The sequence below is a fragment of the Microlunatus kandeliicorticis genome (assembly GCF_014137855.1).
Lineage (GTDB): Bacteria > Actinomycetota > Actinomycetes > Propionibacteriales > Propionibacteriaceae > Microlunatus > Microlunatus kandeliicorticis.
The window spans coordinates 160,341-179,661 of record NZ_JACGWT010000003.1; the positions used below are offsets into that span (position 1 = coordinate 160,341).

The window sequence follows — 19,321 nt, forward strand, 5'->3', positions numbered from 1 at the left end:
ACGTGCGCTGAGCCTGTCGAAGTGCTCGGCAAGCTAGCCGCCGCCTCAGCGGCGGACCCGCGGGGCCGGCAGGTCCGGCGGGGTGGCGGCCGGGGTCCGGGCGAGCCGGTCGAAAGCCTCGGCGACCGCCCGGTCGAGCTGCGGGTCGATCCCGTCGAGGTAGTCGGCCGGGGTCATCTCGACCTCGATGTCGGGGTCGACCCCGTGGTTCTCGACGCCCCACTCGTAGCCGCTGATCCAGAACGGGTAGCGCGGCTGGGTGACGCCGGTGCCGTCGATCAGGTCGAAGCGACCGTCGATCCCCACCACGCCGCCCCAGGTGCGGGTGCCGATCACCGGACCGATCCCCATCGCCTGGACGACCGCGTTGACGATGTCGCCGTCCGAGCCCGACCACTCGTTGGCCACGAACACCACCGGACCCCGCGGCGCGAGCGACGGGTACTCCTCGGCGGTCTCGAAGTGCCGCGAGCGGCCCCAGGCCTGCACCCGCCGGGCCAGCCGCTCGACCACCAGCTGGCTGATGTGCCCGCCGCGGTTGTAACGGACGTCGACCACCAGGCCCTCGGCGCGGGTGGCGCGCTCGAGGTCGCGGTGCAGCTGCGCCCAGCCGGGCGCCATCATGTCGGGCACGTGGACGTAGCCGAGCCGGCCCTGACCACGCTCGGCGACGTACTGGCGCCGCCCGGCTACCCAGGCCTGGTAGCGCAGGTCCTCCTCGTCGGCCAGCGGGACGACCGCGACCCGCCGCTCGCCCCCACCGTCGGGATCGGCCAGCCGCAGCTCGACCGGGCGGTCGGCGGCACCGATCAGCCCACCCGCCGGCCCGGTGACCGGGTCGACCGGACGCCCGTCGACCGCGGTGATCCGCATCCCCGTCCGGGCGCCCACACCGGGGGCACGGAGCGGCGAGCGCGCCTTGGGCTCCGAGGACTCGCCCGGGAGGATCGAGGTGATCACCCAGCCGTCCTCGGACGGTTCGAGGTCGGCCCCGAGGAAGCCGAGCCGCCGGCTCTGGTCACCGGGCGGCTCCGGAGCGCTGGCGTAGGCGTGCGAGGTGTTGAACTCGCCACCGAACTCCCACAGCAGGGCGACCACGTCGTCGTGGCAGCAGGCGCGCTCGACCAGACCGAGGTAGCGACGGGCGAGCGCGTCGACGTCGATCCCGTCGAGGTCCTCGCGCCAGTAGTGGTCGCGCATCAGGCGGACGTTCTCGGCGATCATCTGCCGCCACTCGGCCACCGGGTCGAGCTCGAACCGCAGCCGGTCGAGGTCCACCGTGACCTTGGCGGGATCGTCGCCCTCGACCTTCCGGTCGGTGGGTCCGACGGTCACCGTCGCCTTGTCGCGGACGACCACCCGGCGGCCGTCGCCGCTGACCGCGTAGTCGTCGACCCGGTCGGCGACCACGGTGAGCTTGCGCGCGCCGAGGTCGAAGTGCTCGAGCGCGTCGCCCGGCGGCTCGTCGGCCAGTCCGGAGCGACCCGCACCCAGGACGCCCTGCTCGGCGTGCTCGTGGATCCAGGCCACGCCGGTCGCGGTGCTCGCGACCGCCCGGTAACCACCGGCCGGCACCGGGAACGGGACCAGCCGCTCCTCGAAGCCGTCGAGGTCGACGTCCGGGGACGCCGGCGGCTCGCCGTCCTTCGCCGCGCCTCTCGCAGCGCCGTCGGCAGCGCTCGTCGCGTCCGGTCCGGCTCCGTCGCCCTGTCCCCCGCCGGCTCCGTCCTTGACCTCGTCCTTCCCCTCGGCCAGCGCCCAGCCATCGACCGACGGCCCGAACGGCGCCGCCTCGGTGGCGCTCAGCGGAATCAGGTAGGGCCGGGTGCCCGAGGCGAACGACATCTGGAAGACGTGCGCGTCGTAGACCGGGTCGAAGGTGCGGGTGGACAGGAACACCAGGTGCCGACCGTCGGCGGTGAACGCCGGCGCGGAGTCGGTGAAGCGGCCCTCGGTGAGCGGCACCGGATCGGACCCGGCGCGCAGGTCGGCCAGCAGCAGCTGCCGGTGCGACCAGCCGACCGGCTGGCTCCACACCAGATAGCGCCCGTCGGGGCTGAACGCCAGCCCGTCGGGCTCGCCGTCGGCGCTCCGGGTCAGGGTGCGCACCGGGTCGGCTCCGCTCCCCTCGCCGAGGTCGACGACGCTGACCCGGCCGTCGTGGCTGACCACGGCCGCCCGGGTCCCGTCCGGGGACGAGGCCAGGCTCAGCACCCGGCCGAACCGGCCCGCGGCGAGCGTCCGCGGCGCGGTGGTGCCGTCGGTGGCGACCACGACCAGCGCGTCCTCGCCGTCGGCCCCGTCGGCCCCGTCGGCCCCGTCGGCCCCGTCGGTGACGGTGACGGCACGGTCGCGGCCGAGCGGGTGCAGCTCGCGGGCGCGGACGCCGGAGTCGGCCACCAGCGCCCGGGCCGGACCCTCGCGGTGGGTCAGGTAGAAGGCCTTGCCACGCCACTCGACCAGCGAGCCGGCGGCGTCGTGGTCGGGTCGGACCGCGACCAGGTTCTTGGTCGGGTCGAGCCGACGGGTGGCCCGGCCGGCCACCGCCGGCAGCCGGATCTCGACCGGCTCGGGCTCCGCGTCGAGACCCGGGAGCAGATAGACGGTCCCGTAGGCGTGATAGACGACCCGGGTGCCGTCGGTGACCGGGTCGCGGACGTAGCCCTGGTCGGCGTCGTGCCGGGTGTGCTGCCGCAGCTCGGCCGCGGTGGCGGTGGCCAGGTCGGCCGCGGCCACCGAGAACAGGTTGGCCGGCTGGTCGGCCGGTCCGGGCAGCTCGGCCAGGTGGTCGGAGGCGAACACCAGCCGGTCGCCGACCCACGACGGGTTGGCCAGCCCGGCGGTGACGTCGCGCAGCACCCGGGTCCAGTCCCGGCCCTCGCCGGTCCGGTCCCACCAGAGCTTGGCCGCGGTGCCGCCGCGGTAGCGCTTCCAGTCCCCCGGCGGACGACTGTGCGGCGTGGCGACCACGACCCCTCCCGGTCCGGTCGCCACCCCGGAGGCTGGGCCGTGGCGGAGCCGTTCGCTCCGGCCGTCGAGACCGACGGCGTAGGTGAACGTCTGCCGCAGGTTGGCCGCGCCACCCGCGGTGGCCACCAGCACCCGGCCGTCCTCGGTCCAGCCGAGGACACCGGTGGTCGGGTGCCCCCAGTACGTGAGCCGGCGGGCGTCGCCGCCCTCGACGGGCGCGACGTAGACGTCGAAGGCCCCGTCGCGGGTCGAGGCCCAGGCGATCCAGGTCCCGTCGGGGCTGAACCGGGGCTGCCGCACCGGGGTCGCGTCGCTGCTGAACCGCCAGGCCCGACCGCCCCCGACCGGGGCGAGCCAGACGTCGTCGGCGGCACAGACGGCGAGCAGGTCGTCGTGCAGGTCCGGGAACCGGAAGTAACCGTGCGCCATGTCCGGCACCCTACGGATCCCCACCGACACCCGCTGCCCTGGTCCCGGGTCCGCTCAGCCGGCGAACCGCCACCGGGTGCAGCTGGCCGGGAACGACTCCCACCCGAACGCCGTCCGCGGGGTCACCGCGTACAGCCCGCCCTCGTCCCAGCCGGTCGGCTCGGGGCTGTAGCCGCGCGTCCCGAACAACCGGGTGAACGCAGCCGCCAGCCGCCCACCGAGCTCGGCCCCCGGCGGCCCGGCCTCGGCCGCGACCCCCTCGACGATCAGGGCCCGGTCGCCGTCCTCGAGGTGCACGCTGATCGCGGGGTTGGCGGCGAGATTGCGCATCCGCCGGGTCTCCGGACTGCCGTCGAACCAGAGCCGACGGTCGAGCCAGACGCCCCAGGCGGGCATCGCGTGCGGACGGCCGTCGGGACGGGTGGTGTGGAACCAGAACGTGCCGGTGGCCTGCAGCCGCTGCTCCGCCCAGGACCAGGGCAGCAGGCCCTCGTCGGTGTCCGGGACGCCGTAGTCGTGCGGCACCCTGGGCCGCGAGGCGACCGGTTCGGGCGGCGGGGACCAGGCGGTGTTCGGTGGTGGGTCGTCCATGACCGGACGCTAGCGCCGGCCACCGACAGTCACCTCCCGTCGTGGACTCAGCCCGCAGCACCGGTGACCGGGTCGACCAGCCACCGGGTGAGCCACCCGCGGACCGCCGCGGTCAGCCGTTCCCGGTTCTCCTGCTTGGTGATCGCGTGCCCCTCGTCGTCGAAGACCAGCAGCTCGTGGACCGCGCCGCGTTCGGCCAGTGCGGCGGCGACCTGGTGCGACTCGCTGGTCGGCACGTTGGTGTCCTGCCCGCCGTGGACCACCAGCAGCGGGGCCCGAATCGCGTCCAGCCGGGTCATCGGCGAGAGCCGTCCGAGCAGCTCCCGGTCCCGGACCGGGTGGCCGTACTTCGGCTGCGCCGCCAACGCGATCCACGGATCGGTGTGGGCGTAGAAGGTGCGCAGGTCGCTCATCCCGCAGATGCTGATCCCGGCCGCGAACAGCGCGGGGTGGAAGGTCAGCGACGCCTGGGTGAGGTAGCCGCCGTAGGACCAGCCGGCGCAGCCGATCCGCCCTGGGTCGGCCCCGAGCTCCGCGACCAGGAACCGGACGCAGTCGGCGACGTCGTCGATCCCGGCGAACCGCCGCTCGACGTCGTCGGCGTGGCTGAACGCGCGACCGAAGCCGCCCGAGCCGCGGACGTTCGGGGCCAGCACCGAGATCCCCGCCGCCAGCACCGCCGGGAATAGCTCGCTGTAGTCCGGTCGGGCCTGGTCCTCCGGTCCGCCGTGCAGGTACAACAGCGTCGGCCCGGCGGGACCATCGGCGTCGGCCGGGTAGAACCAACCGGTCAGCTCGAGGCCGTCCCGGGCGGCGAACCGCACCAGCCGCGGCTGGACGGCGTCCGGCTGCCGGATGGCCGGCTCGATCGGCTCCCACCGCCCGGACCGCGGGTCGACCACCTGGACCGACCGCGGGCGGCCCGGCGCCTGGACGGTCAGCGCCAGCAGCGTGCCGTCGGCGGTGATGCTCAGCTCGGAGCCGACCACCGGGTGCGACCCGTCCGGTCCGGACCCGGGCAGCGGCAACGGTGGGCGCAGGGTGCCGTCGGAGAGCTCGAGCACCTGGAGCTCGGAGGCGCCGGCCAGGTTCCACAGCAGCACCACCGTGCTGAGGTCGTCGCTGACCGCGAACTCGTCGAGGTCGGCGTCGGCGCGCTCGGCCAGCACCCGGTGGGTGACCCCGTGCTCGGTCACCGTCACCTGGAGCAGCCGGGCGAAGTCCTGGCCGGGTGGCCGCGGCCGCGCGCCTTCGTGGTCGCTGCGCACGAGCACCCGGACGAACCCCCGGGTGCTGTCGAAGCCGTACTCCTTCGCCGGCCGGTAGAGCCGGGTGCGGGTCTCGCCGGCCACGTGCAGCAGCCGGAGCGGGCGCTGGTCGTCGAGGATCACCCCCGGGTCGGTGACCGAGCCCGGGTCCGGCGGCAGCAGCGGGGCGGCGATCCCGCCCCGCACCAGCGCCAGCGACCGGTCCCCGCGCGGGCCGGTGCGGATCAGCGTGGAGCCGGCCCAGGCGTCGACCAGCCGGGCGCCGCGCTGGCGGTGCACCACGGTGACCAGGCCGTTGCGCGGGTCCACCAGCTGCGCTTCCGCCTCGGTGCCGTCGGCGTCGAGCGCGTGGACCGCGACCAGCGGGCCGTCCCAGCCGATCAGCTCGGCGGTGCCGTCGGCCTGGTCGATCCGCCGCGCGGAACGGTCGTCGGGATCGGTGGTGACCACCCACACCTGGGTGCGCACGCCCCCGTCCGGGGCGGTCTGACAGGCCAGCCAGCCTCCGTCGGGCGAGTGGATGATCCGGGTGATCGGACCGTCGACCGGCAGCACCACCGGTCGCGACTCCCCCGCCGCCACCCGCGACCCGCGGGCGCGCAGGAACCGCTGCACGGCCCGCGGATAGCCACCGTCGTCGACGATGTGCGCGAACGCGGCGCCGTCGGGGCTGATCGAGGCGCCGTAGCTGGGTCGCAGCTCGGCGTTCACGCGGCGGGGCTGCTCGGCTCGGGTGCGGACACGATCGCCCAGTCTCCGCTGCGGGTCAGCTCTCGAAGCTCTGCAGCCACATCTCGAGCACGGCGACCTGCCAGAGGACGTTGGACCCGAGCGTGGTCCGCGGGCCGTTCGGGTCGGCGAGCAGCTGCTCCAGCGCGGCCGGGGCGTAGATCGCCCGGTCCCGCGCCGACGGGGCGGCCAGCGTGTCGCGGACCAGGTCGAGCACGCCGCCCTCGAGGTGCCGGATCCCCGGCACCGGGAAGTAGCCCTTGGTCCGGTCGATGACCTCGGCCGGGAGCAGCGACCGGCAGCCCTCCTTGAGGACGCCCTTGCCGCCACCGGCGAGCTTGAGCTCCGGTGGGCAGCGCGCGGCGAGCTCGACGAACTCGTGGTCGAGGAAGGGCACCCGGGCCTCCAGCCCCCAGGCCATGGTCATGGTGTCGACCCGCTTCACCGGGTCGTCGACCAGCATCACCGTGGTGTCGAGCCGGAGCGCCGCATCGACGGCGGTGTCCGCCCCGGGACGCCCCTGGTGCGAGGCGACGAACGCCGCGCTGACGTCCCGGTCGAGCGCGTGGTCGGGGTTGAGCAGCCCGACCAGCTCGTCGTGGGTCCGGTCGACGAACACCGACCGGTACGCCGGCGACACCGCGTCGCGGCCGACCTCGGCCAGCGGCGGGTACCAGTCGTAGCCGGCCAGCACCTCGTCGGCACCCTGGCCGGACTGGACGACCTTGATCGACTTCGTCACCTCCTCGCTGAGCAGGTAGAAGGCCACGCAGTCGTGACTGACCATCGGTTCGCTCATCGCCGCGATCGTCCGCGGCACCGCCGGGAGCAGCCGCGAGCTGTCGATGTGGATCCGGTGGTGGTCGGTGGCGAAGGTCCGGGCGACCAGGTCGGAGTAGGCGTACTCGTCGCCCGACTCGCCGCCCGCCGAGTCGAAGCCGATGCTGAAGGTGGCCAGGTCGGTCTGCCCCTGTTCGGCGAGCAGCGCGACCACGATCGAGGAGTCGATGCCGCCGCTGAGCAGCACCCCGACCGGGACGTCGGCGACCATCCGCCGCACCACCGCGGCCCGCAGCGCTTCCATGATCGCGTCCTGCCAGTCGCGCGCCGACCAGTCGGCCCGCGCGGGGTCGCGGGTGAAGTCGGGTTCCCAGTAGGTCTGGTCGCGGCTGCGGCCGTCCGGTTCGATCACCCGGACGGTGGCCGGCGGCAGCTTGCGGACCCCGCGGAACAGGGTGAGCGGGGCCGGCACCACCGAGTGGAAGCTCAGGTAGTGGTGCAGCGCCTCCCGGTCGAGCCCGGTGTCGACGTCGCCGGCGGCGACGATCGCTCGCAGCGACGAGGCGAACCGGATCCGCTGTCCCTGCTGCGAGACGTAGAGCGGCTTGATCCCCAACCGGTCCCGGCCGAGCACCACCCGTCCGGTGTCGGTCTCGACCACCGCGAAGGCGAACATGCCCTTGAAGTGGCGCACGCAGTCGGTGCCCCAGCGGTGGTAGCCCTTGATCACCACCTCGCTGTCGGCGGTGGAGAAGAACCGGTAACCGGCCGCGATCAGCTCCTCGCGGAGCTCGCGGTAGTTGTAGATGCAGCCGTTGAACACCAGGGCCAGCCCGAGCTCGCTGTCGATCATGGGCTGGCAGCCGCGGGCGGACAGGTCGATGATCGACAACCGGCGGTGACCCAGCGCGATCGCCCCCTGGGCGTGGATCCCGCCGGAGTCCGGCCCGCGCGGCGTCATGCAGTCGGTCATCGTCTGCACCGCGCCGACGTCGGCCGGCGCGCCGTCGAGCCGCACCTCCCCGCAGATCCCGCACATGGTGTCCGTCCTCTCCTCGGCCGACCGGTCCGCCCGTTCGGGTCAGTGGTCGCGCATGATCCAGGTGTCCTTGCTGCCGCCGCCGGCCGACGAGTTGACGATCTTGGTCCCCGGTGCGGCCACCCGGGTGAGGGCGGCCGGCACCACCACCGGTTCCGGACCGCCGGGCCCCGGGCGCAGGTGTACGAAGGCCCGGAGGTCGACGTGCCGCGGGTGGAAGCCGGCGCCGTCGAAGGACGGGTGCGTCGACAACGCGATCATGGTCTGGGCGACGAACCGCTCGGGTTGGGTGAGCAGCTCGCGGCGGCGCGCCTCGAGCGCGCGGTCGTCGGCCTCCGGCCCGATCAGCACCCCGCTGCCGCCCAGCCCGTCGATCGGCTTCACCACCAGCTCGTCCAGGTGGTCGAGCACGTGATCACGCTGGTCGCGCTCGGCGCAGACCCAGGTGGGCACCGAGTCGAGCACCGGGCGTTCACCCAGGTAGTACTCGGTCATCGCCGGGACGTAGGCGTAGACCGCCTTGTCGTCGGCCACGCCGTTGCCCAGCGCGTTGGCCAACCGAAGGGTGCCGCCGCAGATCGCCTCACGGAGCTGCGGCCGGAGCGGCTGGTGATCATGACCGGTCGAGCTCAGCAGCATGTCCTCGTCCATCCGGACGTAGAGCACGTCGATCCGGGTCCGCCGGCGACCGCGGAACCGGTGCAGCACGCCGTCGACCAGCCCGAGCTCGTGCGGCAGCACCAGCGGAACGTCCATGGTGTCGGCCAGGTAGTTGTGCTCGAACCACGCGGAGTCCTGCCACCCGCTGCTGAGCACCGCGACCTGCGGATCGTCGCCGGCCGCCGGCGGGGCGGCCGCCACCAGCGTGTCGCGGAGCATGGCCGGCACCCGGCGGACCCCGGTCACCTCCGGACGCGGCGCGATCTCCCCGACCAGGTCGGTGAGCAGCCGCCGGTTGACCAGCGCGTAGGCGAGTCCGGAGGGGATCCGCAGGTTGTCCTCGAGGACGTACCAGCGGCCCGGTCCGTCGCAGACCAGGTCGAGCCCGCAGACGTGGGCGCGGACCGTGCCCCGGAGCCAGCGTCCGGTCGACCGGTACCCGGGCGCGCGGTCGAGCAGCTCGGCCGGGAGGACCCCGTCGTGCACGACCTGTTGGTCGCCGTAGATGTCCTCGAGGAAGGCGTCCAGCACCCGCGCGCGCTGCGACAGCCCGGCGCTGAGCAGGCCCCAGTCGTCGGCGGAGACGATCCGCGGGACCAGGTCGACCGGGAACAGCTGGGCCCGGGTCTGACCGGCGACCCGGAAGGTGACACCGTCCATCCGCTGCTCGTGCTCGATCTGCACCTCGCGCTCGCGGAGCACGCCGGCCCCCAGGCCGGCCAGGGTCGCGAGCACGCCGGTGTAGGCCGGCCGGGGCACGCCGTCGTCGTCGACCGCCTCGTCCCAGGAGACCGAGGTCTCGAGCCGCCCGCCGGGTCCGGCGACCAGGTCGGCCCGGTAGCCGTGCAGCAGGGTGGGGTCGTCGTCGCTGACGATCGCGGGGGCGCTCCCCGCGGTCTCGGCGAGCAACTGATCGACGACGTCGGTCAGCCGGCCGCGTCGCCGCAGCGCCCGCCGCTGCCGGGCGGCGGAGGTGCCGACGGCGAGGATCTCGGTGGCCAGCGCGTCGACCAGCGCGAGGTCGCCGTTGCGTTCGAGCTGGGGCCCGAGGGCCTCGATCAGCTCGCGGAGGACGACCGCAGCCGGCTTGGCGCTCCGGCTCGCGATGTCGACCAGGTCGCCCTCGAGACCGGAACGGGCGGCCCGCCACACCGCCGCCCGTCCGAGCACCGCCGGGTAGGACACCGCCGGCACGCCGGCGCGGGCGTGCTCGAGCTCGCGGTCGACCAGGGCGCGGAACAGTCCGGCGATCAGCACGATGGTGTCGACCGAGGGGCAGCTGTCGCAGACCCGCAGCTCGAGAGTGGGGATCTTGGCCGACGGCCGGACGTCGAAGTAGAGCATCCCGGGGTCGGTGATGACGCCGGAGGCGATCAGGTCCTCGACCATCCGGTCGTACTCCTCCGCCGAGCCGGCGGCCGAGGCCAGCCCGGTGGTCGGCCACCGGGTCCAGATCAGCGTCCGGGCGCTGGCGTAGCCGGTGTCGGACCCGTCGGACCAGAACGGCGAGCTGGCGCTCAGTGCCAGCAGGGTCGGCAGGAAGGGCGAGACGCGGTTGCCGGCCAGCACGGCGTCCTCGCGCTCGGGGATGCCCACGTGCACCTGGGCGCCGCAGATCAGCTGCTCGCGCGCCAGCAGCTGGTAGTCGGCGAGCATCCGCCGGTAGCGCGGGGTCCCGGTGACCTGGAGCTCGGCCGGCACCGACAACGGGACCGCGCCGGAGGCGACCACCCCCAGGCCCAGGTCGGCCGCCGCGGCGACCAGCACCCGCCGTCGCTCGCGCAGCTCGTCGCTCAGGTCCTCGAGCCGGGTGACCACCCGGGTGTTGACCTCGACGACGCACCGCTGGAGCTCCGCGACGTAGGCGTCGTCGGGCAGCTGGGCGAGCAGCTCCGGGGCGCGTGGGACCAGCCTGCGGGTCCCCGCGTCGACCAGGTGGAACTCCTCTTCCGCCCCGATCGTCCGCGGACCCGCCGTCTGCTCGGCCCCCGCCATGCCTGGTCACGCTAGGACGGCCAGGTAACGCTGCGGTAACGGTCGGCCACCGGCTGCGTTCCGAGACCCTGGATCGGCCACGCCCGCCGGTGACCGGCTCGTGCTGCGTGAGCGGCTTCGGAAGAATTTCTGCTCGACGGCTCACAAAACGGCTCGCGAACCGGCCTTTCCTCGGTGAGAGCACTTCACGACCCGCAGGGTCCGTTCACCGAGGAGCACCGCCGTGGCCGAGTCCGGCACCGTCCACCGTCCGTCCGCCGCTGCCGTCCGGGTGGTCGCCGAACCCGAGGCGTTCGGCGGCTGGGTGCTCGCGGCCCCGTTCCGCGCCCACCTGCTGCACCTGCTGGCCGCCACCGGGCTGCCGATCCGGGTGCTGGCCGAGCTGGCCGGCGCCTCGCCGCGGTCGGTGACGCGGCTGCTGCGCGGTCGCGAGGGTCGTCCGCTGACCCGGATCGACCCGCTGCTGGCCCGGCGCCTCTACGCCCTCACCCCGCGGACGGTCCGGGAGACCCGGGAGCTCGCGGTCGACCCCGAACGCGGGGTCGCGGCGCTCGCCCGGCTCCTCGACCACGGCTGGACCACCGACGACGTCGCCGACCGGTTGCGGCTGTCGCGCGGTCTGGTCGGCGCCCTCCGCGACGGTCGCCGGGGGATGGTCTCCCGCTGGGTGGAGGCGCACCTGGTGGCCGCCGCCCGGATGGTGGAGTCGCGACCCCTCGGGGTCGGTGCCCCAGCGGCCGGGACCGCCGCGGGCGTCGAGCACGACCGCGCCACCCGCACGGCGGCGGTGGCCTGAGGTGACCGCGGTGCTGGCGCAGCCGTTCGCCGAGCGGTGCGGCGGACCCGGTGCTGGTTAGCATCCGGGCCATGTCGCCGACCGGCGCCGCGCCCGGAGTCCTGCTCGCCGCCGTGACCGTGGTGGCGCTGGTCGTCCTGCTGCTGCTCCTCGGCGCCCCGGCGGTGCTCCGGCGGCTGCCCGAGGTCGAGCCGGGGAGTCCGGGTCACGATCCGGCCAAGCCGCCCTACCGCGGTCTGGGAACCCGCCGCCGGCGGACCTGGTGGGCGGTCGCGGGTGGGGTGGCCGCGGTCCTGGTCACCCTCACGGCCGATCCCCCGCAGTGGCCCGCCTGGACGGTGCTCGCCACCGGCGGGGTGCTGCTCGCGGGGATCGATGCCGCCAGCACCTGGGTGCCGTGGCGGCTGACCTGGAGCACCGGGATCGCGGTGGCGGCCGGCGGTCTGCTCGGGCTCGCGCTCGGGAGCGGCGCGGACGCCTGGTGGCGGCTGTGCGCCGGGGCCGGGATCGGCTTCGGCTGGTACCTGCTGATCCACCTGCTCAGCCGGCGCCGGATCGGCGTCGGCGACGTCTGGCTGGCCGCCCTGGTGAGCGGACCGGCCGCGGCGACGGGCTGGCTCGCCCTCTATCTCTGCCTGCTGCTCGGCGCGGTCGTCGGTGGGCTGCACGGCGCGGTGCTGCTGGCGCGCGGACACCGGGGCCCGTTCGCCTACGGCCCGTCGATCGTCGCCGGGGCGTTCCTCGCGCTCCCGGTGTCCGCCCTGGTCGGTGGTTGAGCAGGACCGGCCTGCCTGCCGGGGCCGAGCTCGGGCCGGGCGAGCTCCCGCCAGGCGGAGCTCAGGCGCGCTGCAGGTCGGCCGACTCGCCGGCAGGCGCGGAGTCGTCGGCCCCGAGCGCGTGCAGCAGCGCCAGCGCGTAGGCGTCGGACCCGTCGCCGACCGGGGCGGTGTGGTGCGCTCCCTGCGGGCCGCGGACGGTGACCACGAAGCCCTCGCCCTCGCGGTCGAGCGACAGGAAGGCGTCGCCGAGCCGCTCGCGGAGCTGCTCCTCCCGGGGCAGCCAGACCGCGTCGTCGCTCTCGAGCGAGTCGAGCGCCCACTCGGTGGTCCCGTTGAAGTGGAAGCTGGTGCGGCCGGCGCGCTCGCGGATCTCGACGACCATGTCGCTGACCGTGAAGACCGACTCCTCGATCTCCGGCCGCGGGATGAAGAACTGGTCGGAGTTGACCGGGTGCCAGTCCAGCAGCCCCGTCAGCCGGCGGGCGAGCTCGCGGGAGATCATCGCCTCAGTCTGCCACCGGCCCGAACGCCCTCCCCGGGCGTCGCGGTCGGGCGCCCGACCCGAACCCGGTGGCCCGAGCCCTCGGAAGCGCTGGGGCGCTGAGCCTGTCGAAGGGCCAGTGGTGCCCTGAGCCCGTCGAAGGGCAGGTGGCGGCGGTCGGTCAGACGGCGCGGGTGGCCGCCACCCAGCGGTCGAGCAGGGCGGCCGCCGACCCGTCGTCCAGCGCCGCCGCCGCGCGTTCGAGCGCTCCGCCGAGCTGGCCGGTCAGGTCGTCGGCGCGCGGGCCGTCCCAGGCGGCCAGAGTGGCAGCGGTGTTGAGCAGCACGATGTCGCGGACCGGTCCCGGCTCGCCGCCGAACACCCGCCGGGCCACCTCGGCGTTGTGCGCGGCGTCCGCGCCGACCAGGTCGGTCACCCGACTGCGGGGCAGGCCGAGGTCGGCGGGATCGAGCGTGGTGGTGGTGACCTCGCCGTCGGCGAACACCCAGACCGTCGAGGTCGTCGTGGTGGTGAGCTCGTCGAGACCGTCCCCGCCGTGGAAGACCAGCCCGCGGTTGCCGCGGCCGGCGAACACGCCGGCCATCAGCTCGGCCATCCGCGGGTCGGCCACCCCCACCGCCTGCGCGGCGGGCCGGGCCGGGTTGGCCAGCGGGCCCAGGAAGTTGAAGGTGGTGGGCACCCCGAGCTCGCTCCGCGTCGCCCCGGCGTGCCGGAGCGCCGGGTGGTAGTGCGAGGCGAACAGGAAGCCGATCCCCACCTGGTCGATCACCCGCACCTGCTGGGCCGGGGTCAGGGTGAGCACCACCCCGAGCTCCTCGAGCAGGTCGGCGGCCCCGCAGGCCGAGGTGGCGGCCCGGTTGCCGTGCTTGACCACCCGGGCGCCGGCCGCCGCGGCGACCACCGCGGCCATCGTCGAGATGTTGACCGTGTTCGCCTTGTCCGCGCCCGAGCCGACGACGTCCACCGACCGTCCGGGGACGCTGATCGGGGTGGCGAACTCGAGCATCCCGTCCGCCATCCCGGTGAGCTCGTCGACGGTCTCGCCCTTGCACCGCAGCGCGACCACGAAGGCGGCGATCTGGGCCGAGGTCGCCTCCCCGGCCAGGATCCGGCCCATCGCCCACGCCGTCGAGTCGCGCGGCTGGTCCTCGCCGGCGATCAGCGAGCGGAGCACCGACCGCCAGCTGGGCGCGGCCGTCGCGGGCTCAGCCACCGCTGACGGCGGCGGTCCGGCCGGACCGCAGCAGCGCGGCCACGGCGGCCGGCAGCCGGATCGGGTCGATCGGGTGCGGCACGGCGGCGTCGGCCCGCGACCAGGTGGCCAGCCAGGCGTCGTCGGGTCGCCCGGTCAGCACCAGCACCGGCGGGCACTCCCAGATCTCGTCCTTGAGCTGACGGCAGATCCCCATCCCGCCGGGCGCCGCCTCGCCGTCGAGGATCACCAGGTCGATCCCCGGCTGGTCGAGGGTGCGGACGACCGCGGGCTGCGTCGCGACCTCGAGCACCTCGATCTCGGGCAGGTCGCGGGCGACCCGCCGTCCGAGGGCCAGCCGGACCTCGGTCCGCACGGTGCGGTCGTCGGAGTAGAGCAGCACCTTGAGGGTCTCGGTCGGCCCCGCCGGCTGCGCGGGCGCGCCGCCCGACTCCTCCGCGTGCTCGGCCTGCCCGGTCTGACCCGTCTGCTCGCTCATCGCAACCCCGGTCCTCGTCGGCTGGTCGGTCCGCCCGGTCACGCCGGCGGCGTCCCGATCCTGAGCGCGGATGAGACGATCGTCACAGCCGCGGACCACCTGGCGCGAGCGGGTTCCCGCTCGGCCGGAATCGTATCCCGCGCACCCCGCACGCCCGCGGCACGCCGCGTCCGCGGTGGCCCGGTCACAACTCGGCCCCGGCGGGCCCCCGATCTGGTTGGACCGGCGGCTGATGAGGCAATAATGACCCCGTGGCTCTACACGCGCACGGAACCGAAGCACCGGTGATCAAGCCCCACTCGGCGCTGCACCCGATCCCCCAGTCCCGTCTGGTCGGCCAGCCCGGCAAGCCGGACAAGGTGGCCGTGGGCACGATCGTCTGGCTGGCCTCGGAGCTGATGTTCTTCGCGGCGCTGTTCGCGGCCTACTTCACCATCCGCAACGTCACCAACGCCGACTTCACCTCGCGCGGGCTGGAGACGCTGTGGAAGAGCCAGAGCGGGATGCTCGACATCCCGTTCGCCATCACCAACACCACGGTGCTGGTGCTGAGCTCGTTCACCTGCCAGATGGGCGTCTTCGCCGCCGAGCGCGGACAGGTCAGCCGGGCCGGATCGCTGGTCCAGTTCACCAAGTGGGGCCTGCGCGAGTGGTACGTGCTGACCTTCCTGATGGGGTCGTTCTTCATCGGCGGTCAGGTCTTCGAGTACGCGGGCCTGATCAGCGAGGGTCTGACCATCTCGGCCAACCCCTACGGCTCGGTGTTCTTCCTGGCCACCGGCTTCCACGGCCTGCACGTCACCGGCGGTCTGTTCGCCTTCCTGCTGCTCCTCGGACGGACCTTCCTGGCGAAGACCTGGACGCACGAGCAGGCGGTCAGTGCCGTTGTAGTGTCCTATTACTGGCACTTCGTCGACGTGGTCTGGATCGCCCTCTTCGGCGTGATCTACATCCTGCGCTGACCCTGCATCCGGGTCCCGGAGCGCGACTGAAAAGTTCTGCGAAGGGGCCCACAACTCCATCCGCCGAACCGTTCAGACCCGACCGAGAGGCCCACCCGTGCGATTCCTGTCCTCGAGAAGACGACACCCGGTGGCCAAGCCGCTGCTGCTGGTGTTCGCCCTCTTCGTCATGGGCGGGCTGTACGCCATCCTGGCGCCGTCCGACGTCTCCTCGGCCGACACCACCAAGAGCCAGCAGGTCGAGGCCGGCCGCAAGCTCTTCGCGGTTGGCTGCTCGTCCTGCCACGGCCTGAACGGTCAGGGCAGCAGCCAGGGCCCGACGCTGGTCGGCGTCGGCGCCGCGGCGGTCGACTTCCAGGTCTCCACCGGGCGGATGCCGCTGGCCTACCCCCAGCAGCAGGCCCCGCAGACCAAGGTGAGCTACAACGACGACGAGATCGCCGCGCTGGCCGCCTATGTCCAGACGCTCGGCCCGGGCCCGGAGATCCCCAGTGCCTCGCAGTACCAGCCGAGCGGGCTGACCGACGAGGAGGTCGCCCGTGGTGGTGAGCTCTTCCGCACCAACTGCTCGGCCTGTCACAACGCCGAGGGCGCCGGCGGCGCGCTGCCGAACGGCAAGTACGCCCCCAGCCTGGTCGGCGTCAGCGACAAGCACATCTACGAGGCCATGCTGACCGGCCCGCAGCAGATGCCGGTCTTCTCCGACCAGGTGGTCACACCGAAGGACAAGCAGGAGATCATCGCCTACCTGCAGACGCTCCACGAGCGACCCAACAACGGCGGTCTCGCACTGGGCGGCATCGGCCCGGTGAGCGAGGGGCTGTGGACCTGGATCGTCGGTCTCGGCGTGCTGGTGGCGTTCGCGGTCTGGATCGCGGCGAAGGGAGCGAAGGCGAAGTGAGCGGAACCGACGACGGCCCCGACGGCAACAACCTGCCCGAGGGCCGCGACCCCCGCGGTGAGCTGACCCAGAGCCGGTCGGTCGGCGGTCTGGTGACCACCGACGACCCCCGCTTCCCGGTCGCCGACCCCGGCATGGAGGAGCACCTCCCCCGGCTGACCGACGTCGACGAGAAGGCGGCCAAGCGCGCCGAGCGCCAGGTGACGACGATGTTCGGCCTGGTGCCGGTCTTCGCGATCGCCTTCGTCGTCATCTACTTCGCGGTGCCGAAGACGATGACCATCGACTTCGGCTTCCTGCACACCAGCGCGCTGCACTTCGGCCTCGGCACCACCCTCGGTATGGCGATCCTGCTGATCGGCATCGGCGCGGTGCAGTGGGCGCGGCAGCTGATGGCTGACCAGGAGATGGTCGACGAGCGCCACCCGGCCGTCTCCAGCCAGGCCGACCGCGAGGAGATCCTCGCCGAGCTCGAGCAGGGCGTCGAGGAGTCACAGATCACCCGGCGCAAGACCATGGGCTACGCGCTGCTCGGCGCGATCGGCGTGGTCGCCGTGCCGTTCGTGATCTTCCTGGCCGACCTCGGCCCGATCGCCACCAAGAAGGTGCGCGCCCGGACCATCGAGACGACCATCTGGAAGGCCGGCGTCCGACTGGTCAACGACGTCACCTTCATGCCGCTCAAGCCCGAGGACATCCAGATCGGGCAGCTCGTCAACGGCGAGCCGGCCAACCTGCAGGACCTCGAGGGCGTCGAGCGCCAGCAGGCGATGGCCAAGAGCCCGATCATCGTCGTCCGGATGGACCCGAACGACATCAAGATCCCCGCGAGCCGCCGCGACTGGCAGGTCAACGGGATCCTCGCCTACTCCAAGATCTGCACCCACGTCGGGTGCCCGATCTCGCTGTGGGAGCAGCAGACGCACCACCTCCTCTGCCCGTGCCACCAGTCGACCTTCGACCTGGGCGACTCGGGTGTGGTGGTGTTCGGTCCGGCCGCACGGTCGCTCCCCCAGCTGCCGATCACGGTGGACTCCGAGGGATACCTGGTCGCCCGCGAGGGCTTCACGGTTCCGGTGGGGCCCAGCTACTTCGAGCGTGACTCGCGTCATGACTACAAGCAGGGTGAGAACTGATGGCAAAACCAGCTGCGACCGTTGCCCGTGAGGCCGACCTCGCCGACGGCAAGACGCCGCCGAAGCAGTTCGGCCCCGTCTTCAAGGCCGCCTCGGGCCCGGCCGGGTGGGCCGACGAACGACTCGGCCTGGCCTCGCTCGGCAAGCACAACCTGAGGAAGATCTTCCCCGACCACTGGTCGTTCCTGCTCGGGGAGATCGCTCTCTACTCCTTCATCGTGCTGCTGCTCACCGGGGTGTTCCTGACCCTCTGGTACCAGCCGTCGATGGACGAGACGACCTACGACGGCACGTACCAGCTGCTCCGCGGCGTGACGATGTCGCAGGCCTACTCGTCCACCGTGCACATCAGCTTCGACATCCGCGGCGGTCTGCTGCTCCGGCAGATGCACCACTGGGCGGCGATGCTGTTCGTGGCCGCGATGATCTGCCACAGCCTCCGGGTGTTCTTCACCGGAGCGTTCCGCAAGCCGCGCGAGCTCAACTGGCTGCTGGGCGTGGGCCTGATGGGCATCGGCCTGATCGAGGGCTTCGCCGGCTACTCGCTGCCGGACGACCTGCTGTCGGGCACCGGCCTCCGGTTCGTCGACGGTCTGATCCGCTCGATCCCGCTGGTGGGCACCTACATCGAGTTCTTCATCTTCGGTGGCGAGTACCCGGGCGACTTGATCATCCCGCGGCTCTACATGGCCCACATCCTGCTGATCCCGGCGGTGATCCTCGGCCTGATCGCGGCGCACCTGGCGCTGGTCGTCTACCACAAGCACACCCAGTACCCGGGTCCGGGCCGCAAGGAGTCGAACGTCGTCGGCTACCCGCTGTTCCCGGTCTACATGGCCAAGGCCGGTGGCTTCTTCTTCATCGTCTTCGGCGTCATCACCCTGATGGGCGCGCTGATGCAGCTCAACCCGGTGTGGACCTACGGCCCCTACACGCCGAACCAGGTGACCGCGGGCGCCCAGCCCGACTGGTACATGGGCTTCGTCGAGGGCGCCATCCGGATCATGCCGAACTGGGAGTGGCACATCGGTGGCACCACCTGGTCCTGGAACATCTTCCTGCCGGGTGTCGGTCTGCTGACGGCGCTGTTCGTCATCATGGGCGTCTACCCGTTCGTCGAGCGGTGGGTGACCGGTGACAAGTCCGAGCACCACATCCTCGACCGGCCGCGCAACAACCCGACCCGCACCGCCTTCGGTGTGGCCGCGATGACCTGCTACGGCTTCTTCTGGATGGGCGGTGGCAACGACATCATCGCCACCCACTTCCACGTCTCGCTGAACAACGTGACCTACTTCCTGCGGGTCGCCGTGTTCGTCGGACCGGTGCTGGCCTTCCTGATCACCAAGCGGATCTGCATCGGGCTGCAGCGGGCCTCCGAGGAGCGGCTGCTTCACGGTGCCGAGAGCGGCATCATCATCCGGCACCCGTCGGGCGGGTACGAGGAGAAGCACACCCCGATCACCGCGGAGGAGGCGTACACCCTCACCCAGCACAAGGAGTACGTGCCGATCACCGTGGGTGGCGACGGCACGGACCACAACGGGGTCAGCAAGCGGGACCTCGGGAAGCAGAAGCGGCGGGCGTTGGCCACCCGGTTCTACTTCGGTGACAACCTCCGCAAGCCGACCCGGGCCGAGATCGAGGAGGCCGCCGCGCACTTCGACCACGACGGTGCCAACGGCCACGGCCACGGAGAGCTCGAGGACGGGCACTCCAACGGCCACTCCAACGGTCACAGCAACGGCCACTCGAACGGCCACAGCAACGGGCACTCCAACGGTCAGGCCGCGATCGGCAGCGACCGCGACGACCTGGAGACCGCCGACCGCTGAGCTGCGCATCTCGCTCGACCACGACGCCCCGGACCTCCTGGTCCGGGGCGTCGTGCGTCTGGTGGCACGTGCCCGAGGCGATCCTGAGCAGCGGCCGAGCGGTGAGCGCGTCGGCTCGGAGCCGACCTCTGCCGTCGCCTAGTCTCGTCCGCTCGGGACGCCGACCCCCGCCCGGACGCCGCTGACGACCCTCTGGGTCATGGCTGTGCGGCCGGTGCGAGCGACGGGTCCGCGGCAACGATTCCCCACCCTTCTGCG

The 19,321-nt window shown here is 73.0% G+C and carries 14 protein-coding genes; 6 read left to right on the forward strand and 8 right to left on the reverse strand.

Translation table 11 applies throughout. The features are described 5' to 3' along the window. Window positions 1-45 precede the first annotated feature (45 nt). From FHX74_RS09815 to FHX74_RS09835, 5 genes are read right to left on the reverse strand one after another with little or no spacing between them, the layout of a single operon-like run. On the reverse strand, window positions 46-3,399 hold the full coding sequence (locus tag FHX74_RS09815) for a S41 family peptidase (protein WP_182559953.1): 3,354 nt from the start codon (window positions 3,397-3,399) through the stop codon (window positions 46-48). A gap of 54 nt (window positions 3,400-3,453) precedes the next feature. After that, window positions 3,454-3,990, reverse strand: coding sequence for a pyridoxamine 5'-phosphate oxidase family protein (locus FHX74_RS09820; RefSeq protein ID WP_182559954.1), 537 nt, complete (start codon window positions 3,988-3,990; stop codon window positions 3,454-3,456). Window positions 3,991-4,037: 47 nt separating this feature from the next. Then, a complete protein-coding gene (locus tag FHX74_RS21085; RefSeq protein WP_182559955.1) occupies window positions 4,038-5,969 on the reverse strand; it encodes an alpha/beta hydrolase family protein in 1,932 nt (643 codons plus the stop codon). A 55-nt stretch (window positions 5,970-6,024) separates the two neighbouring features. After that, a complete protein-coding gene (locus FHX74_RS09830; RefSeq protein ID WP_182559956.1) occupies window positions 6,025-7,806 on the reverse strand; it encodes an N-acetylglutaminylglutamine amidotransferase in 1,782 nt (593 codons plus the stop codon). 42 nt (window positions 7,807-7,848) lie between these two features. Continuing rightward, window positions 7,849-10,461: a carboxylate--amine ligase/circularly permuted type 2 ATP-grasp protein gene (locus FHX74_RS09835; RefSeq protein ID WP_182559957.1), complete on the reverse strand. Its 2,613-nt coding sequence runs from the start codon at window positions 10,459-10,461 to the stop codon at window positions 7,849-7,851. A gap of 223 nt (window positions 10,462-10,684) precedes the next feature. Here FHX74_RS09835 and FHX74_RS09840 point away from each other — a divergent pair, with 223 nt between their 5' ends. Together FHX74_RS09840 and FHX74_RS09845 are read left to right on the forward strand one after the other, a co-directional pair. After that, window positions 10,685-11,257, forward strand: a complete 573-nt coding sequence (locus tag FHX74_RS09840) for a hypothetical protein (protein WP_182559958.1) — start codon at window positions 10,685-10,687, stop codon at window positions 11,255-11,257. A gap of 71 nt (window positions 11,258-11,328) precedes the next feature. Further along, on the forward strand, window positions 11,329-12,033 hold the full coding sequence (locus tag FHX74_RS09845) for a prepilin peptidase (protein ID WP_182559959.1): 705 nt from the start codon (window positions 11,329-11,331) through the stop codon (window positions 12,031-12,033). Between the two features lie 61 nt (window positions 12,034-12,094). On the opposite strand, the gene FHX74_RS09850 is transcribed toward FHX74_RS09845, so the two are convergent. The 3 genes from FHX74_RS09850 to FHX74_RS09860 form a co-directional block, all read right to left on the reverse strand. Then, window positions 12,095-12,538, reverse strand: coding sequence for a pilus assembly protein CpaE (locus FHX74_RS09850; RefSeq protein WP_182559960.1), 444 nt, complete (start codon window positions 12,536-12,538; stop codon window positions 12,095-12,097). Window positions 12,539-12,698: 160 nt separating this feature from the next. Further along, window positions 12,699-13,751 (reverse strand): anthranilate phosphoribosyltransferase, encoded by a 1,053-nt coding sequence (gene trpD, locus FHX74_RS09855; RefSeq protein ID WP_182559961.1) that lies wholly within the window; start codon window positions 13,749-13,751, stop codon window positions 12,699-12,701. Then, window positions 13,744-14,229: a response regulator transcription factor gene (locus tag FHX74_RS09860; protein ID WP_235970543.1), complete on the reverse strand. Its 486-nt coding sequence runs from the start codon at window positions 14,227-14,229 to the stop codon at window positions 13,744-13,746. The genes trpD and FHX74_RS09860 overlap by 8 nt, the downstream gene beginning before the upstream one ends. 284 nt (window positions 14,230-14,513) lie before the next feature. On the opposite strand from FHX74_RS09860, the gene ctaE reads away from it, so the two are divergent. The 4 genes from ctaE to qcrB all read left to right on the forward strand — a co-directional run bounded on the left by ctaE (window position 14,514) and on the right by qcrB (window position 19,063). After that, window positions 14,514-15,191 carry an aa3-type cytochrome oxidase subunit III gene (ctaE, locus tag FHX74_RS09865; RefSeq protein WP_456238302.1) on the forward strand — a complete coding sequence of 226 codons (678 nt, stop codon included), beginning with the start codon at window positions 14,514-14,516 and terminating at the stop codon, window positions 15,189-15,191. Between the two features lie 97 nt (window positions 15,192-15,288). Further along, entirely contained in the window at window positions 15,289-16,092 is an 804-nt protein-coding gene (qcrC, locus tag FHX74_RS09870; protein WP_182559963.1) for a cytochrome bc1 complex diheme cytochrome c subunit, read from the forward strand. A 134-nt stretch (window positions 16,093-16,226) separates the two neighbouring features. Beyond that, a complete protein-coding gene (qcrA, locus tag FHX74_RS09875; protein ID WP_182560415.1) occupies window positions 16,227-17,228 on the forward strand; it encodes a cytochrome bc1 complex Rieske iron-sulfur subunit in 1,002 nt (333 codons plus the stop codon). Continuing rightward, window positions 17,228-19,063 (forward strand): cytochrome bc1 complex cytochrome b subunit, encoded by a 1,836-nt coding sequence (gene qcrB / locus FHX74_RS09880; RefSeq protein WP_182559964.1) that lies wholly within the window; start codon window positions 17,228-17,230, stop codon window positions 19,061-19,063. Before qcrA ends, qcrB begins: the two co-directional genes overlap by 1 nt. Window positions 19,064-19,321: the final 258 nt, after the last annotated feature.

Bases quoted from the DNA above. Each gene is read 5' to 3' on its own strand.
- FHX74_RS09815 (WP_182559953.1), bottom strand. From the start codon at position 3,399: ATGGCGCACGGTTACTTCCGGTTCCCGGACCTGCACGACGACCTGCTC.
- FHX74_RS09820 (WP_182559954.1), bottom strand. From the start codon at position 3,990: ATGGACGACCCACCACCGAACACCGCCTGGTCCCCGCCGCCCGAACCG.
- FHX74_RS09830 (WP_182559956.1), bottom strand. From the start codon at position 7,806: ATGTGCGGGATCTGCGGGGAGGTGCGGCTCGACGGCGCGCCGGCCGAC.
- FHX74_RS09835 (WP_182559957.1), bottom strand. From the start codon at position 10,461: ATGGCGGGGGCCGAGCAGACGGCGGGTCCGCGGACGATCGGGGCGGAA.
- FHX74_RS09845 (WP_182559959.1), top strand. From the start codon at position 11,329: ATGTCGCCGACCGGCGCCGCGCCCGGAGTCCTGCTCGCCGCCGTGACC.
- FHX74_RS09850 (WP_182559960.1), bottom strand. From the start codon at position 12,538: ATGATCTCCCGCGAGCTCGCCCGCCGGCTGACGGGGCTGCTGGACTGG.
- FHX74_RS09860 (WP_235970543.1), bottom strand. From the start codon at position 14,229: ATGAGCGAGCAGACGGGTCAGACCGGGCAGGCCGAGCACGCGGAGGAG.
- qcrA (WP_182560415.1), top strand. From the start codon at position 16,227: ATGGAGGAGCACCTCCCCCGGCTGACCGACGTCGACGAGAAGGCGGCC.
- qcrB (WP_182559964.1), top strand. From the start codon at position 17,228: ATGGCAAAACCAGCTGCGACCGTTGCCCGTGAGGCCGACCTCGCCGAC.